Source organism: Microbacterium sp. (assembly GCF_031178445.1).
GTDB lineage: Bacteria > Actinomycetota > Actinomycetes > Actinomycetales > Microbacteriaceae > Microbacterium.
Genome location: NZ_JAPSIY010000002.1, coordinates 431,315 through 448,032, shown reverse-complemented (window position 1 = coordinate 448,032; position 16,718 = coordinate 431,315). Strand labels below are relative to the sequence as shown.

Below are 16,718 nucleotides of genomic sequence, written 5' to 3'. Positions count from 1 at the left end.
GAATGGATGAGGCGCGTGATGAATCGATGGTTCACGCGTCTCTTCTTGTGAGAGCGTTCCCGCGCTCACTGATGGGATGAACAACGTGCACGACCAGGACATGGATCGATCGGCCGCAGCGGACGCCGATCTCGTCCTGCGTACCCGCTCGGGCGATACCGAGGCGTTCGGCGAACTGTGGCGACGCCACTACTCGTCGGGGACCGCGGTCGCACGCTCGATCACCTCTTCCATCGATCCGGACGACCTGGTGCAGGAGTCGTACACGCGCATCTACCAGGCGATCCTGAAGGGCGGCGGTCCGAACGGGTCGTTCCGCGCGTACCTGTTCACCAGCATCCGCAACACCGCAGCCGCCTGGGGTCGCGCCCGACGTGAGACCGCGATCGATGAGATGGAGGCGGTTCCCGACCCGGACAGCACCGATCAGGCCGCCGACGAAGCGCTCGATCGGGGCCTCACAGCACAGGCGTTCCGCAGCCTTCCCTCGCGTTGGCAGGAGGTGCTGTGGTACTCCGAGATCGAGCGGATGAAACCGGCCGAGATCGCACCGCTGCTCGGGATGAAGGCGGGCGCCGTCTCGCAGCTGGCGTTCCGCGCCAGGGAGGGTCTGCGCGAGGCGTGGATCCAGGCGCACCTGCGCAGTGCGGCCGCCGGTTCCGACTGTCAGTGGACCATCGAGCACCTCGGCGCGTACTCACGTGGCAACCTGGGCACGCGCGACCACAAGCGGCTCGAGAAGCACCTCGATGAGTGCACTCGCTGCATGATCGTCGCAGCCGAGGCCAAGGACGTGTCCAACCGTCTGGCCCTCGTGCTGCTGCCCCTCGTGCTGGGAGCCACCGGCGCGAGCGGCTACCTCGCCACCCTGCAGGGCGGCGGCACCCCCATCGTGGCGCTCGCGGCGATGCCTTCGAACGTGGTCGAGGGGGCGGTCGTCGTCACAGCCGGCGGAGCAGCGTCCCTCGGCACCGGCGGCAGCGTTGCGGGCAGTGCGTCCGCCGGAGCCTCGTCCTCCTCCGCGGCCGGCGGGCTGAGCGGAGTCGGGGCGCTGGTCGGCGCCGGATCGGCGGCCCTCGTGGTCGCCGGCGTGGTCGCCGCCGCAGCTGTCGTGCCGGGCATGCTGCCTTCTGCCCCCGCGACCTCCCAGCCGAGCGCATCGGAGACGAATTCGACGTCCATTCCGTCCGAGGTGTCACCCGACGCGTCCATGACGATCGAGGACCCCGTGGTCATCGAGGTCGCCGACGAAGCATCCCCGGCCCCCGAGCCGGAGGAGGCGCCGGAGCCGCCGGCCGCCGAGGAGACCGTCGCTGCACCGGCCGCTCCCCCGCCCGTTCCGGTCGTCCCACCGGAGACCACCGAGCCGGGCACCGATCCGGGCACGGACCCCGGTACGGATCCCGGGACGAACCCCGGCACGGATCCGGGTACCGGTCCCGGAACGGACCCTGGCACGGATCCCGGAACCGATCCTGGCGAGACCGATCCCGGCACCTTGACCTGGGAAGCCGCGACGATCATCAGGGACGACCAGGGACGCATTCACTATCTCGTGCCGGTGCACGCCGCACCGGGCTCGACCGTTCAAGCACGGATGGTCCAAGCGTCGGCCGCGCGAGGAAGCGAGATCCTGCTCGACGAAGCCGGGACCGGTGTGGTCAGTCTGCGTCCGAATCCCATCGAGATCATCGGCGACGCGACGGTGTGGTTCCGCGTGATCATCGACGGTGTTCCCGGGGACTGGCAGAGCACGACGCTGTGGAGCCTCCACCAGCCCGGTTCGCTGCCCGACCCCGAAGACCCTGAGGACCCGGCGCAGCAGGTTCCGGAACCCGACGAGCCCTCCGCTGGGGAACAGCTGGGCGACGGCACACTGCCGGGTGACACGAACGTGCAGCCGCCGGCTGAGGAGCCCGCGGAGTCTTCGACTGCGCAGCCTTCGACCGAGCAGCCTTCGACCGAGCAGCCTTCGACCGAGCAGACGTCCGACACAGCGCAAGCGGAGCCGTCGACCGTCGCCTCCCCCGATCCCGCAGACACACAGGAGTCTGCCTCGGCCTCGGACGCGGTGAGCACCGCTGCTGCGGAGCCTGCAGACGCGGTCGCAGCCCTCACGACCGCCGTCACCGCGGCCGCCGAGGAGCCCTCCTCGGCCGAATAGACTGGAGTCATGGCCCAGGACTCCGTCACCGAACCGGGTGTGAACCGCCCGGCGCTCACACCGCTCGACATCGTCCGGACGCTGGTCCTCGTGGCCTCTCTCGCGACACTCGCTCTGTGGGGCTTCGCGACCTGGCCTCTGCCGTGGAACATCGTCGTCGGCATCGGCGCGCCCCTGATCGTGCTGCTCGTGTGGGCGCTGTTCCTCTCCCCCCGCCCTGTGCTGCAGCTGCACCCGTTCCTGCGTGCCGCCGTCGAGCTGATCATCTACGCCGGCGTGACTCTCGCGTGGTGGTCGATGGATGCCGCGTGGGCCGGAATCGCATTCGCCGTCGTGGCCGTGTCGGCCGGAGTCGTGGCGGGTCGTCGGGCCCTGGCGTGAACATCGTCGATCGTCTCCGCGACGAACTGGGCGAGATCGTCGACACGACTGCCGAATCGCTCGAAGCAGCGCGTGCGGATGCCAGCGGGCATCGATCCCCCGGCCGCCCCCTCGCCGTCGTACGCGCTCGCACCGTCGACGATGTGCAGCGCACCATGCGCATCGCCTCGCAGACCGCGGTGCCCGTGGTCGTCCGCGGGGCCGGCACCGGGCTGGCGGGCGCCGCCAACGCCGGACCCGGCGAGATCGTGCTGTCGACAGCCGACATGAACCGCATCCTCGAGGTACGCCCCGACGACCTCATCGCCGTGGTGGAGCCAGGCATCATCAACGCGGCGCTGAACGCCCAGCTCGCCGAGCACGGGGTGTGGTGGGCCCCTGATCCCGCCAGTCGCGAGATCTCGACCGTGGGAGGGAACATCGCCACCGGTGCCGGCGGCCTGCTGTGCGCCAAGTACGGGGTCGTGCGCGATGCCGTGCTCGGGGTGGACATCGTGCTCGCCGACGGCCGGCTGCTGCGGCTGGGCCACCGCACCGTCAAGGGCGTCACCGGCCTGGACCTCACTTCGCTGGTGATCGGCTCAGAGGGCAGGCTCGGCGTGATCGTCGGCGCCACTCTGAAGCTGCGCCGCCTGATCGAGGGCGTGGTGTGCACCCTCACCGCCTCGTTCCCGTCCGTCCGCGCGGCCGCCGCGGCCTCTTCCGCGGTGACGGCTTCGGGTGCGCAGCCGGCGATCATGGAGCTCATGGACGCCACAGTCCTGGCGGGCGTGCACGCGCTGCTCGGCCTGCCCGCACCCGCCCCCGGCGCCTCACAGCTGACCATCCAGACCGACGGACCGGCGGCGCGCGAAGAGGCCGAGCTCATCGCTCAGGTGCTCACCTCCGCCGGCGGGGCCGTGGCGCTCACCGACGATCCCGACGAGGGCGAGCGGATGCTGCGCATCCGGCGCTCGACCCACCCCGCTCTCGCGTCCATGGGCACCACCCTCATCGAGGATGTCGCCGTGCCGCGCAGTGCGATGGCGGCGATGTTCGACGAGATCGAACGCATCGAGCACGCGTACGGGGTCCGCATCCCGACTGTCGCGCACGCAGGTGACGGGAACCTGCATCCGAACTTCGTCTTCGACGGCGACGAGGTGCCTGCGCACATCTGGGCTGCAGCCGACGAACTGTTCCGCGCGGCGGTGCGCCTGGGAGGCACACTCACGGGCGAGCACGGCATCGGCACGCTCAAGAGCCGCTGGCTCGCCGAGGAACTCGGCGACGACCAGTGGGAGCTGCAGAGAAGGATCGTTCAGGTCTTCGACCCGCAAGGGATCCTCAACCCGGGGAAGGTGTTCGCCGATGCCTGACATCCACGTCAGCGCCGCCGTCGTGGTCGATGCCGCCGGGCGTGCACTCGTGGTGCGCAAGCGCGGCACCACCCGGTTCATGCAGCCCGGAGGCAAGCCTGAGATCGGTGAGACGCCTGCGCAGACGCTGGTGCGCGAGCTGGAGGAGGAGCTGGCGCTGCGCATCGACGAATCGCAGCTGCGACCGCTCGGCACCTTCGTCTCCGCCGCGGCGAACGAACCCGGCCATCGCGTGGTCGCGACGGCCTTCGCCGTGCACGCGGAACCGTCCGACGTCGTGGTTCAGGCCGAGCTGGCGGAGCTGCGCTGGCTGGAGCGCGGCGAACTCGACGCGGTGCCGCTGGCTCCGCTCAGCGAGGAGCATCTGCTTCCCATCGCCTGGTCGTGACCGACTCGCGCCGCCCCTGTCATGGGCGCGACGAGCCGGTGCATCGGGGCACGCGTCACAGCTCGCCTCAGCGCGAACGGCGAGTGAGCGTGCGGATCAGATGCCCTGCCAGGCGGGCTTGTTCGCGAAGGTGTACCGGTAGTAGTCGGCGAGCTTCAGCTCGGACGCCGCAGCTTCGTCGACCACGACGGTCACGTGCGGGTGCAGCTGGATCGCGGACCCGGGCAGCATGGCGCTCACCGGGCCCTCGACGGCCGCCGCGACTGCCGCGGCCTTGCCCTCGCCGAACGCTAGCAGCACCAGATGGCGGGCACGCAGGATCGTGCCCAGCCCCTGCGTGATGCAGTGCCGAGGCACCTCGTCGATCGAGTCGAAGAAGCGCGCGTTGTCCTCGCGGGTCTGCTCGGTGAGCGTCTTCACCCGCGTGCTGGACGCGAACGACGATCCCGGCTCATTGAATCCGATGTGCCCGTCGGTGCCGATGCCGAGGATCTGCAGGTCGACTCCGCCCGCGGCATCGATCGCCAGCTCGTAGTCATCGCCGGCGTGCTCGATGGTCTCCACTGCACCGTTGGGCACGCGGATGCGGGCGGGGTCGAGTCCCAGCGGCTCGATGACCTCGCGGGTGATCACCGAGCGGTAGCTCTCGGGATGTTCAGGGTCGAGGCCGACGTACTCGTCGAGCGCGAAGCCGCGCACCCGCGAGACGTCGTGGCCCGCAAGACGCTCGCGCAGGGCCTCGTACACCGGAAGCGGGGTCGAGCCGGTGGCCAAGCCCAGAACGGTGTCGGGCTTGGAGTCGATCAGCGCCACGATCTCGTCGGCCACGAGCGCGCCTGCGGCAGCCTTGCTCTCCACGATGACGACTTCAGCCATGAGCGATGATCTCCTTCTCGAGGGGTGTGTGCTGCGCGACATCCGCGCCCAGAAGCGCCGCCCCGATCGCCGAGACAGGCGAGGAGGCGGGGAGCAGTTCGATTCTCTCATCGAGCCCGAGTGAGAGCAGAAACGGCGACTCCGCGGCGTCGTCGCGCAGTGCCTGGCGGATGCGAGGTTCGATGCGATCCGCGAGCGCGGTCAGGCCCCCGCCGATCACGACCCGCTCGACATCCACGCTGAGCACCAGCGCGCGCACAGCCGCGGACACCCCGCGTGCGAGGTCGTCGCGCAGAGCGATCGCCGCTTCCTCCCCGGCATCCGCCGCATCCAGCACGTCTCTGACCGGGAAGGCCCCTCCACGAGCCCAGGCTCTCGCGATCGCCCCGCCGCCGCACAGCGTCTCGATGCATCCTCTCTGCCCGCAGCCGCAGAGCCGGCCGCCGGGATCGACGACGAGATGCCCCACCTCGCCTGCCGTTCCTCGCGCGCCGCGCCAGATGCGGCCGTCGATCACGATGCCGGCCGCGACGCCGGTGCCGATGTTCAGGTACGCCATCGGCTCCCGGTCGCCGTGCAGGGCTGCCGCTCCCAGGGCGGCCGCCTTGACGTCGTTCTCGACATGACACGGCGCGTTCAGCAACGCCCGCACCTGCGGCCCCACATCGAGGGATTCCACGCCGAGGTTCACGGCGTGCAGAACGCGGCCCGCGTCCGCATCGACGAGTCCGGGAATGCCGACGCCGATCGAACGAATCTGGCCGGCCGCCGCGCCCGCCTGCGCCGCGAGATCCTGCGCCGCCTCGGCGATCCCCCGGATCACGGCGACTGCGCCCCAGCCGGTGGCGCGGCGGGTGCGCGCGATGATCTCCCCGTCCGGCGCCAGGGCGACGCCGGCGATCTTCGTACCGCCCACATCCAACCCGATGCGCACACCCTCCACGGGCACGCTCACGACACTCCCAACTGGGCGGAGAGCACCATCACCGCAGCACCGCGCAGCACGATGTCGCGCTGATCGCTGAAGCGGATGATCACGTCTTCGAACACCCCGTCGAGGGTGCGCTCATGGAGCGTTCTCGTCGCGGCGTCGACGAAGGGGTCCGACAGCGCGGTGCGATCGCCGGAGAGCACCACCTCCGACAGATCGAGCGCGGCGACGATCTGAGCGATGCCGATGCCGAGCCGTTCGCCCGCCTGCCGCAGTATCGCGTCGCGTTCGTCCGGCGCGGCCGCGACCGCGTTCTCGAGCCTGGGCACGTTGACCCATGCCTCCAGGCAGCCGTGTCTGCCGCAGGCGCACTCGGGGCCGGGATCGGTGCCGACCACGACGTGCCCGATCTCTCCCGCGGCGAAGCGGCCGCCCACCAGCGGCTCTCCCCCGGTGATGAGCCCTGCGCCGACGCCGCGGCCGATGCGGATGAGCATCAGGTCCGCAGGGGCGTCGCCGAAGGTGTACTCGGCCAGCACGGCGGCGTTGGCGTCGTTGCGGGCCAGAACCGGCAGACTCAATTCGCCTTGCAGTCGGCTCTCGAGCGAGAAGTCCGACCATCCGAGGTTGGGCGCGCTGAGCACCACGCCGTCGGGCCGCACGACGCCGGGGGTTCCTATGCCGATGCCGAGCACGGGCCGCGTGGCGGCATCGAGCAGCAATCCGGCGAGCCTCCGAACGGCAGCGTAGGCGAGCTCAGGCTCCGCCGCGTCAGGCAAAGGCACCGAGCGGCGCTCGAGGACGCTGCCGTCGAGATCCAGCACGGCGCCCTCGAACTCCGCGGCGCCGGAGAGGTCGATTCCTATGATGTGGTGCCCGGTGCGGTCGATGTCGATGAGGATGGCCGGCTTCCCCGGCCCTGTCACCTCGCGTACGCCGATCTCGGTGACGATCCCGTCCGCGATGAACTCGGCCACCAGATCCGAGATGGTGACACGGGTGAGCCCTGTCTCCCGCGAGAGATCGGCACGGCTGAGCGCACCGCGGTGGTACAGCGTCTGCAGCACCAAGGCGCGGTTGTGCGCACGGGCCTGCTCCGGCAGCACCTTGGTGCGAGAGCGGAGCCTGCTGCCGGCGCCGAAAGAATGCGGGCGACCGCCGGTGAGCACGGCCCGTCGACCACCGCTCGGATCTGGTGAGGTCATATTTGTTAGTAGACCTTACGAACATCGGGCCCGCAACAGCGAGACGCCGTTGCACCGTGAGGTTACCGAAACGTTACCCCATCCCCCGCTCACACCGCCGGACGTTGCCCTGCCGTTATCGATGGTCCCGTACCATGAACCAAGAACGTCACGCTGATCATTGGGGGGTGAGTCCGTGACTGATGTGATCTCCGGACCCGACACGGGCGCACTCGACGCGCTCTCGTCCGACGCGCCCACCGAGGCGAAGCCTCCCATCGACGGCGACCGTCCGATGGAATGGGCGCCGAACGAACCCGCACCCAGGAAGCGCCGCACCGGTCTCTGGGTCGGCCTCGGCGTCGGCGCGCTCGTCCTGGCCGCCGGCGGCGCGTCCACCATCCTCATCGCGCCGGGCACGACCGTCGCCGGAGTGTCGGTGGGGGGCATGACTCCCGGCATGGCGGCAGAGGCCGTCAGCGGGCGCCTGGCTTCGGCGACGATCGAGCTCACCGGCGCGGGCGCAGGCGCCACGGTGAGCGGCGCCGACCTCGGCGCGAGTGTCGATGCGATCGCATTGACTGAGCAGGCCTTCGCCGATCGACCGATGTGGAACATCGGCTCCTGGATGGGCGAGCCCATCGTCGCCGATGTGACCCTCGACGCATCGGCCGCCGAGCGTGCTCTGCACGCAGCCGTCCCCGACAGCTTCGTCGATGCCGTCGATGCGACCGTCACCTACGACGCGGAGGCGAAGAAGTACGTCATGACCGCCGACGAACCGGGCACGGGCATCTCGGTGCCCGAGCTCGAGAAGGCGTTCACCGCTGCCGCGCTCGACGGCGACCTCGACTTCACATTCTCCGGCGACCCGACCGAAGCACCTGCCGACATCACGACCGACGAGGCGACGGCGACGGCCGACCAGCTCAACGGCATGCTCGGCCAGCTCGGCTTCTACGTCGGCGACGAGCGCACCGTTCCCGTCTCACCCGACGTCGCGTCGACGTGGCTCTCAGTGCAGGCTCTCGACGGCGAGCTGACGGTGAGCGCCGACTCCGCCGCGATCCAGACCGTCGTCGACACGCTGCCGAAGCTCGTCGACCGCGATGTGGTCAACGCCACGAACATCGTCGATTCCAAGGGCAACGTGCTGCGCGAAGTCACCCCTGGTAAGGAAGGCCGAGTGCTCGGAGACACCTCCGACGCGGCGACGGACTTCGCCGAGGCGCTCGAGAGCGGCGACGCGACGTTCGACCTGCCGGTGACCACCACACCGTTCGAGACGACCGCTCTGTACCGGCGCATCGAGACGGATCTCGGCAGCCAGCGGGTCTACCTCTACGAGAACGAGAAGCTCGTCAACTCGTGGGCGATCTCGTCGGGATTGGCGGAGACGCCCACTCCCACCGGGCGGTTCAAGGTGTTCGCGCACACCGCCCTCCAGGACATGGGCTGCTTCGAAGGCGCCGCCTACTGCACCGAGAACGTGCCCTGGAACACCTGGTTCGCTCCGAACATCGCCTTCCACGGCGCCTACTGGCACAACAACTTCGGACAGCGCATGAGCCACGGCTGCGTGAACCTGCCGCCGTCGCTCGCCAAGCAGATCTACGACTGGGCCCCCGTAGGGCTCGAGGTCTGGGTCCACAGCTGATCCTGATCAGGGTCGTCGGCCCGGACCGCCCCGGCATCGCTCCTGCGACGCGACGACTTCGGTGCGCTCCGACCCTTGCATCCGTGAGCGCATACGCGAGGAGGGCGGATGCTGCGCAGCATCCGCCCTCCTTCTCTTCGGCGTCAGATGGCGTCGATGACGGCGTTGAGCGTGGCCGAAGGACGCATCGCCTCGGTCACCTTCTCGGTGTCGGGGCGGTAGTAGCCGCCGATGTCGACGGGGGTGCCCTGCACGGCGTTCAACTCTTCGACGATCTGCTGCTCCTTCGCGGTCAGCGATTCGGCGATCGGCGCGAAGGCGGCGGCCAGGTCGGCGTCCTTGGTCTGCTTCGCCAGCTCCTGGGCCCAGTAGAGGGCCAGGTAGAAGTGGCTGCCGCGGTTGTCGATCGTGCCCAGCGCACGCCCGGGCGAGCGGTCCTCCTCGAGGAACGTGCCGGTCGCCGCATCCAGGGTCTCAGCGAGCACCCGCGCCTTCTCGTTGCCTGCGCGGTCGGCGAAGTGCTCGAGCGACGCGGCGAGCGCGAAGAACTCTCCGAGCGAATCCCACCGCAGGTAGTTCTCACCGACGAGCTGCTGCACATGCTTCGGCGCCGAGCCGCCCGCACCGGTCTCGAACAGGCCACCGCCGGCGAGCAGCGGCACGATCGAGAGCATCTTGGCGCTGGTTCCGACCTCGAGGATCGGGAACAGGTCGGTCAGATAGTCGCGCAGCACGTTGCCGGTCACCGAGATCGTGTCGAGCCCGTGACGCATACGCGCCAGCGTGTAGCGGGTGGCCTCCTCGGGCGCGAGGATCGTGATCGTCAGGCCCTTGGTGTCGAGCGTCGCCAGCCCCTGGTGCACCTTGGCGATGATCTGCGCATCGTGCGAGCGGTTCGCGTCGAGCCAGAAGACGGCCGGTGCGCCGGTGGCGCGGGCGCGGGTGACGGCCAGTTTGACCCAGTCCATGACGGGGATGTGCTTGGTCTGAGTCGCACGCCAGATGTCGCCGGCCTCGACCTGGTGCTCGATGAGGACGTTGCCCTCACCGTCGACCACCTGCACGGTGCCCGCGGCGGCGATCTCGAAGGTCTTGTCGTGGCTGCCGTACTCCTGCGCCGCCTGCGCCATCAGACCCACGTTCGGCACCGTGCCGATGGTGGCGGGGTCGAGCGGGCCGTTCGCGATGACGTCGTCGATGACGGCCTGGTAGACACTGGCGTACGACGAGTCGGGGATGACCGCGATCGTGTCGGCCTCTCCGCCGTCGGCCCCCCACAGCTTGCCGCCGTTGCGGACGAGAGCGGGCATCGAGGCGTCGACGATCACGTCGCTGGGCACGTGCAGGTTGGTGATGCCCTTGTCGGAGTTCACGTACGACAGTCGCGGACCCTCCGCCATGGCCTTGTCGAATGCAGCAGCGATCTCGTCGCCCCCGGCGACCTCGGCGAGCCCCGAGAGGATCGAACCGAGACCGTCGTTCGCACTCAGTCCGGCCTCGGCGAGCTTGTCGCCGTACTGCGCGAAGACATCCTTGAAGAACGCCTTCACCACGTGCCCGAAGATGATCGGGTCGCTGACCTTCATCATGGTCGCCTTGAGGTGCACCGAGTAGAGCACGTCATCGGCCTTCGCGGCTTCGAGAGTCTCGGTGAGGAAGGCGTCGAGGTTCTTCGCCGACATGAAGGTGGCGTCCACGATCTCCCGCGGCAGCACCTTCAGTCCCTCCTTCAGCACGGTCACGGTGCCGTCGGCGGCGGTGTGCCGGAACGTCAGTACATCATCGTGAGCGGCGACCCAAGAGCGCTCGTTGTGCTTGAAGTCGTCGTGCCCCATGGTCGCCACACGCGTCTTGGAGCCCTCTGCGAAGGGCTTGTTGCGGTGCGGGTGCTTCTTCGCGTAGTTCTTCACTGCGAGTGGCGCACGGCGATCGCTGTTGCCCTCGCGCAGCACGGGGTTGACCGCCGAGCCCTTGATCCGGTCGTAGCGCGCCCGCACATCCTTCTCATCGAGGGACTGCGGCTCGTCCGGGTAGTCCGGGATGTCGTAGCCCTTCTGCTGCAGTTCGGCGATCGCCGCCTTCAGCTGCGGGATGGACGCCGAGATGTTCGGCAGCTTGATGATGTTCGCTTCGGGGAGCGTTGCCAGCCCGCCGAGCTCTGCCAGAGCGTCGCCGACCTGCTGCTCGGGGGTGAGCTTCTGCGGGAAGGCCGCGAGGATCCGCCCGGCAAGCGAGATGTCGCGGGTCTCGACCTCGATCCCCGCCTGACCCGTGTATGCCTTGATGATCGGCAGGAAGGAGGCGGTCGCCAGTGCCGGCGCCTCGTCTGTATAGGTGTAGATGATGGCGTCGTCGGTCACCGGAACTCCGTTCGCGAGGGCTGTTTATCTCGATACCAAGATACCCGAGTCTCCTTTCCGACACGGATCCCCACGGAGGGGCTAGCCTGGGAGCATGACGGAACTGCGCGTGGAAGAACTCTCCGCGGCGACGATCGTCGCCGTCAACAATCTGTCGCTCAAGCCCGGGCAGGAGCAGTTCCTCGCTCCGGTGTCCTACGGGATCGCCTCGACGGTGGTGAACCCGCAGACGTCCTGGCAGCGGGTCGTACTCGACGGTGACGAGGTCGTGGGCTTCGTCAGTGCGAGCCTCGGTGCCGACACACCTGACGAGCATTTCCAGAACGTGCTCTGGCGGATCAACGTCGACGCAGACGATCAGGGCCGGGGCATCGGACGGTTCGCCGTCAACGCTCTCATCGACGAGGCCCGCGCGCGCGGCGTCGACCACGTGAACGTGATCTATGAGGCCGGAGCCGACGGACCCGAGGCGTTCTTCCGCCGCGTCGGGTTCGAGCCGGTCGGCGAGACCGAGTACGCCGAGGTCATCGCCACGATCCGAGTCACGGACTAGACCGGCGGCGGGATCCCGGATTCCCTCCCCCACCGGGGTCCCGTCGCCGCTTCACGCGCGCAGGGTTTCAGGCGGACTCCACCTGTGAAGGCTGCTGCGGCATCCCGCATCCTTCAGACCTGCCTCCGTCCTTCGGAATCGCTGCCGGGGCTGGCGACGGCCCGGGTTCAGCGTTCGTCGTCCCGGGGACCCCGGCGGCCGGGCCGGTCGTCGGAGCGTCCGCGCTCGTTCCAGGCGCTCAGCACCTCCGTGGTGCGGTTCAGTACCTCGGTGGTGCGCACCATGAAGGTGCGCGCGGCGTCGCGGAGGGCCTCGGGCACCTCGCCCTGGCGGGGTTCGCCGCGCACCGAGCGTTCGGCGATGTCGAAGCTGCGCTCCAGGCGCTCCACCGCGTCGCGGTAGGCCCCGTATTCGGATGCCGTGAATCGGGCCGCATCCGCCCTCGGGCGCAGTTCACGTGCCTCCTGCAGCGCCGCCAGGAACGCCGATGTGGTGGGGTGGCGTCCATCGCTCATCGCGGGGAACGCCAGGAGCTTCGCCGGGTCGGTCTCGTACTCCATCCAGCGGGCGAGCACCGCGTCGTGGCGGGCGCGAAGGCGATCGAGCGGAAGCTCGCCGCCCGCTGTCAGGGCGGTGCGCTCTGCGGTAAGACGTGCCCGGCCGGCCTTCACCCTGGCGGCCGCGGCCTTCGACTGCAGTTGCAGGTCGTGCAGGGCGCGTCGCGCCGCGGCGACGGCCCCCGCGTCCGCCCTCGACGCCGCCCGCTCGGCGACGACGCGCGCCACCTCGGCACGAGCCACTCGCACCGCGTCGGCGGCGGCCCTGGCCTCGTGCTGGGCGCGTCGCAACTCGAGGCGCGCAGCCTCGTAGCCGAGCCGCTTGCCGCTCACCAACTCACGCCTCCGGAACGCGGCGAAGCCGATCGCTCCGGTGCCTGCGGCAGCGGGAGCGATCCACCACAGCTCGGCGGCCGCCGCCAGGATCTGATCCACACCTTCAACCTAACCACGCACCACCGGCCGGAGAACAGATGGACGTGCCCGCCTGCGCCGACCATCGCGATCGGTCACCGGCGGGCACACGCTATCCCTGTTCGTCTCGGCAGGGCTCAGACCAGCGTCTGCTGCCACGCCGCGTGCAGCTGGGCGAACTTGCCCGTACCGCCGATGAGCGCATCGGGCGAGTCGTCCTCGATGATGCGTCCGTGCTCCATCACCAGCACGCGATCGGCGATCGCGACCGTCGAAAGGCGGTGCGCGATGATGATCGCCGTGCGGTCGGCCAACAGAGTCTGAAGCGCGTCCTGGATGAGCCGCTCGGACGGGATGTCGAGTGATGCGGTCGCCTCATCGAGGATCAGCACTGCCGGATCGGCGAGGAACGCGCGGGCGAAGGAGATCAGCTGACGCTGCCCCGCCGAAACGCGGCCGCCGCGCTTGTTCACGTCGGTGTTGTAGCCGTCGGGCAGCGACGAGATGAACTCGTCGGCGCCGACCGCGCGCGCAGCCGCGCGGATCTCATCGAGCGTCGCGTCCGGCTTGCCCAGCGCGATGTTGTCGGCCACCGTTCCGCTGAACAGGTATGCCTCCTGGGTGACCATCACGATCGCCCTGCGCAGATCCTTCGGATGCAGCATCCGCAGGTCGACGCCGTCGAGCGTGACCCTGCCCTTGGTCGGGTCGTAGAACCGCGACACGAGCTTCGCGAGCGTCGACTTTCCCGCTCCGGTGGTGCCCACCAGCGCGATCGTCTGGCCGGCGGGGATGTCGAGCGTGAAGTTCGGCAGGATCGTCTTCTCGCCGTTGTATCCGAAGGTGACCTCGTCGAAGCGGATCGCGCCACGCGACTCCCACAGGTCGACCGGCCGCTCCGGGTCCGGCACCGTCGGCTGCTCCTCGAGAACGCCGGAGACCTTCTCCAGCGCCGCCGTGGCGGACTGGTAGGAGTTCAAGAACATCGCGATCTCCTGCATGGGCGCGAAGAAGTTGCGCACGTACAGCACGGTCGACAGCAGCACGCCGACACCGAGCACGCCCTCGGACACCCGGATGCCGCCCCACAGCACCACCAGCGCCAGAGTGAGCGCCGCGACGGCCATCAGTCCGGGCTCGAAAGTGCCGAACAGCACCATCGATCGCCGGTTCACATCGCGATAGTCGCCGGCGATCTTGCGGAAGGTCTCGTCGTTGCGCGGCTCCTTGCGGAAGGACTTCACTGCGCGGATGCCGGTCATCGTCTCGACGAACTGCACGATCACTTTCGCGCTGATCACGCGCGATTCGCGGTACACCAACTGCGAGCGACGGTAGAACCAGCGCATCAGCAGCACCAGCGGGACGCCGGCGAGCGCGAGGATCGCGCCGGCCTGCCAGTCGGCGATGACGAGCGCGATGAAGGTGAACAGGCCGAACAGCACGCCGGAGACGAGGTTGTTCAGACCGCCGTCGAGCAGCTCGCGGATGGAGTCAAGGTCACTGGTCTGCCTCGAGATGATCCGCCCCGAGGTGTACGACTCGTGGAACTCGAGGCTGAGGCGCTGGGTGTGCAGGAAGATGCGTTTGCGCAGGTCGAGCAGCACCGCCTGGGTGATGCGGGCTGCGAGCACGACGTAGATCCCGATCAGCGCGGATGCGCTGATGCCGGCGATCAGGAAGATCGCCGTGATCATGAACGCGGGCATCCAGTCGCTTTCCTCGAGCAGCACGGGCAGCGCCCGATCGAGTCCGATGCCGATCAGAATGGGCCCGGCGACCTGCAGCGCGGTCGACACGACGAGCACGATCGCTGCGATCACGATGCGCAGGCGCAGCGGGTGGATCAGCGACCCGAGCAGGCGCAGCGATCGCTGCCTGATGGCGCGGCTCTCCTCCTTGGTGTAGTTGGAGCGGTCCTCGTCCTGGGTACCGGTGATGGTCATGCCTGCACCTCCTCTTCCTCGTCGACTTCTGCTTCGGTGACGGCGGCCTCCGCTTCCTCAGCGGCGTGCACCTCGGCGGCGTGCGCCTCGGCGACCGCATCCGTGATGATCGGGATGGCGCCGGTGCGAGCGGCCTCCTCGGCCTCGAGGCTCGAGATGACGTGGCGATAGTGCGCGCTCGTGCGCAGCAGCTCGCTGTGCGTGCCGACGGCGGTGATCCGGCCACGCTCGAGAAGGGCCACCCTGTCGGCCAGTGCGACTGTCGAAGGGCGATGCGCCACGATCAGCGCCGTGGTATCGGCAAGCACGTGCCGCAGCGCTTCCTCCACGAGCGCCTCGGTGTCGACGTCGAGCGCCGACAGCGGGTCGTCGAGCACCAGCACCTTGGGCTTCGCCGCGACGGCGCGCGCGAGCGCGAGTCGCTGTCGCTGCCCGCCCGAGAGGCTGAGCCCCTCTTCGCCGATGATCGTCTCCACGCCCTCGGGGAGCGAGTCGACGAAGCCGGCCTGTGCGACATCCAGGGCTTCGCGCAGCACACGCTCAGCCTCTTCGCTGTGCAGGTCGAGGTCCGCCCGGCCGAGCAGCACGTTCTCGCGCACGGAGGCCGAGAAGAGCGTGGCGTCCTCGAAGGCCATCGCGACGTGCCTACGCAGGTCCGACAGCTCCAGGTCGCGCACGTCGACACCGTCGAGGGTGACCCGACCCGCCGTCACGTCGTACAGGCGGGCAGGCAGCGTGGTGAGCGTCGTCTTGCCCGAACCCGTGAGTCCGACCAACGCCATGGTCTCGCCAGGGCGAAGCACGAGGTCGATGCCGTCGAGCAGGTCGCGCTCGGACGCACCGGCATCCTGATAGCGGAAATGCGCACCCTCGAAGGCGAGCTCTCCGCGCGGCTCGTCGATCCGCACCGGCTTCTCAGGATCGGTGATCGTGTTCGTGGCCTGGAAGATCTCGAACACCCGGTCGGTGGCCGTGCGGGCATCCAGCATGAACGAGAACAGGAAGCCGATCGACTCGATCGGCCAGCGCAGCACCGTCGCCATCGCGAAGAACGCGAACAGCTGCGGCAGTTCGATCGCTCCCTGCCAGATGAGCCAGATGCCCGAGATCAGGCTGAGGCCGAAGGCGATCTGCGGCATCAGGTCGAGCCAGAACCAGATCTCGGCGATGGCGCGCGCCTTGCTGAGCTCGGTCTCGCGCAGCGTCTCGGCCTGGCGGCTGAACCGGCTCAGGGCGTGCTTGCCACGGCCGAACGCCTTGAGCACGCGGATGCCGTGCACGCTCTCCTCGACGCTGGTGGCGAGGTCGCCGGCCTGGTCCTGGCTGCGCCGCGCCAGCGTGCCGTAGCGCTTCTCGAACAGGTAGCCCTGGATCCACATCGGGATGCCGGTGACGAGGAAGATCACACCGAGCAGCCAGTGCCATTGGAACAGCAGCACCGCGCCGATGATGATCGTGAGGATGTTGACGACCAGCAGGATCAGGCCGAACGCCAGCCAGCGTCGGATGAGACCGATGTCCTGCATCATGCGGCTGAGGAGCTGGCCCGACTGCCAGCGGTCGTGGAAGGAGACCGGCAGCGACTGCAGCCGCGAGTAGAGCTCGGAGCGCATCTGGAACTCGACCTCGGTGGCGGGGGTCAGCACGAACCAGCGGCGCAGCCAGACCATGACCGCCTCACCGAGCGCGAGAGCGAACACGGCGAACGCCCCCGCGAGGATCAGGCCGACCACGCCTGATTTCAGCGGGCCGGCCACGAGCTGCTCGAGCACGATGGGGATCATCAGGGCGATGACGGCGGCCCCGAGTGCGCTCAGCGCGCCACCGATGAGACGTCCGACGATCGGGCGGACGAACGGTTTCAGGCGCCAGAGTGCGGCGAAGGTGGACAGGGATGACGAGGATTGCGTGGCAGACATGACTCTCAGGCGTTATGAGCGGACGACGAA

13 protein-coding genes are annotated in these 16,718 nt (G+C 69.0%); 6 read left to right on the top strand and 7 right to left on the bottom strand.

Features of this window, described 5'->3' with window-relative positions:
- Positions 1 to 76 precede the first annotated feature (76 nt).
- The 4 genes from RIN43_RS04910 to RIN43_RS04895 are packed head-to-tail and all read left to right on the top strand — an operon-like array spanning position 77 to position 4,291.
- A complete protein-coding gene (locus RIN43_RS04910) occupies positions 77 to 2,164 on the top strand; it encodes a sigma-70 family RNA polymerase sigma factor (RefSeq protein ID WP_309127764.1) in 2,088 nt (695 codons plus the stop codon).
- A gap of 9 nt (positions 2,165 to 2,173) precedes the next feature.
- Entirely contained in the window at positions 2,174 to 2,545 is a 372-nt protein-coding gene (locus RIN43_RS04905) for a YrdB family protein (RefSeq protein ID WP_309127763.1), read from the top strand.
- Entirely contained in the window at positions 2,542 to 3,903 is a 1,362-nt protein-coding gene (locus RIN43_RS04900; RefSeq protein WP_309127762.1) for an FAD-linked oxidase C-terminal domain-containing protein, read from the top strand. Before RIN43_RS04905 ends, RIN43_RS04900 begins: the two co-directional genes overlap by 4 nt.
- On the top strand, positions 3,896 to 4,291 hold the full coding sequence (locus RIN43_RS04895) for an NUDIX domain-containing protein (protein ID WP_309127761.1): 396 nt from the start codon (positions 3,896 to 3,898) through the stop codon (positions 4,289 to 4,291). Before RIN43_RS04900 ends, RIN43_RS04895 begins: the two co-directional genes overlap by 8 nt.
- Positions 4,292 to 4,387: 96 nt before the next feature.
- On the opposite strand, the gene nagB is transcribed toward RIN43_RS04895, so the two are convergent.
- The 3 genes from nagB to RIN43_RS04880 are packed head-to-tail and all read right to left on the bottom strand — an operon-like array spanning position 4,388 to position 7,303.
- Complete coding sequence (gene nagB, locus RIN43_RS04890) at positions 4,388 to 5,167, bottom strand: glucosamine-6-phosphate deaminase (protein WP_309127760.1); 780 nt, start codon at positions 5,165 to 5,167, stop codon at positions 4,388 to 4,390.
- Positions 5,160 to 6,122, bottom strand: a complete 963-nt coding sequence (locus RIN43_RS04885; protein ID WP_309127759.1) for an ROK family protein — start codon at positions 6,120 to 6,122, stop codon at positions 5,160 to 5,162. Before RIN43_RS04885 ends, nagB begins: the two co-directional genes overlap by 8 nt.
- Entirely contained in the window at positions 6,119 to 7,303 is a 1,185-nt protein-coding gene (locus RIN43_RS04880) for an ROK family transcriptional regulator (RefSeq protein WP_309127758.1), read from the bottom strand. Before RIN43_RS04880 ends, RIN43_RS04885 begins: the two co-directional genes overlap by 4 nt.
- Before the next feature lie 175 nt (positions 7,304 to 7,478).
- On the opposite strand from RIN43_RS04880, the gene RIN43_RS04875 reads away from it, so the two are divergent.
- Positions 7,479 to 8,939, top strand: coding sequence for a L,D-transpeptidase family protein (locus RIN43_RS04875; RefSeq protein WP_309127757.1), 1,461 nt, complete (start codon positions 7,479 to 7,481; stop codon positions 8,937 to 8,939).
- A 143-nt stretch (positions 8,940 to 9,082) separates the two neighbouring features.
- Here the strand turns inward: RIN43_RS04875 and RIN43_RS04870 are convergent, their stop codons facing one another.
- The gene (locus RIN43_RS04870) at positions 9,083 to 11,299 is read right to left on the bottom strand and encodes an NADP-dependent isocitrate dehydrogenase (RefSeq protein ID WP_309127756.1); all 2,217 of its coding nucleotides are present in this window, start codon (positions 11,297 to 11,299) and stop codon (positions 9,083 to 9,085) included.
- 94 nt (positions 11,300 to 11,393) lie between these two features.
- On the opposite strand from RIN43_RS04870, the gene RIN43_RS04865 reads away from it, so the two are divergent.
- Positions 11,394 to 11,852 (top strand): GNAT family N-acetyltransferase, encoded by a 459-nt coding sequence (locus RIN43_RS04865; protein ID WP_309127755.1) that lies wholly within the window; start codon positions 11,394 to 11,396, stop codon positions 11,850 to 11,852.
- 167 nt (positions 11,853 to 12,019) lie between these two features.
- Here the strand turns inward: RIN43_RS04865 and RIN43_RS04860 are convergent, their stop codons facing one another.
- The 3 genes from RIN43_RS04860 to RIN43_RS04850 form a co-directional block, all read right to left on the bottom strand.
- Positions 12,020 to 12,844 carry a hypothetical protein gene (locus tag RIN43_RS04860; protein ID WP_309127754.1) on the bottom strand — a complete coding sequence of 275 codons (825 nt, stop codon included), beginning with the start codon at positions 12,842 to 12,844 and terminating at the stop codon, positions 12,020 to 12,022.
- A gap of 116 nt (positions 12,845 to 12,960) precedes the next feature.
- A complete protein-coding gene (locus RIN43_RS04855) occupies positions 12,961 to 14,769 on the bottom strand; it encodes an ABC transporter ATP-binding protein (RefSeq protein WP_309127753.1) in 1,809 nt (602 codons plus the stop codon).
- Entirely contained in the window at positions 14,766 to 16,688 is a 1,923-nt protein-coding gene (locus tag RIN43_RS04850) for an ABC transporter ATP-binding protein (protein WP_309127752.1), read from the bottom strand. The genes RIN43_RS04855 and RIN43_RS04850 overlap by 4 nt, the downstream gene beginning before the upstream one ends.
- Positions 16,689 to 16,718: the final 30 nt, after the last annotated feature.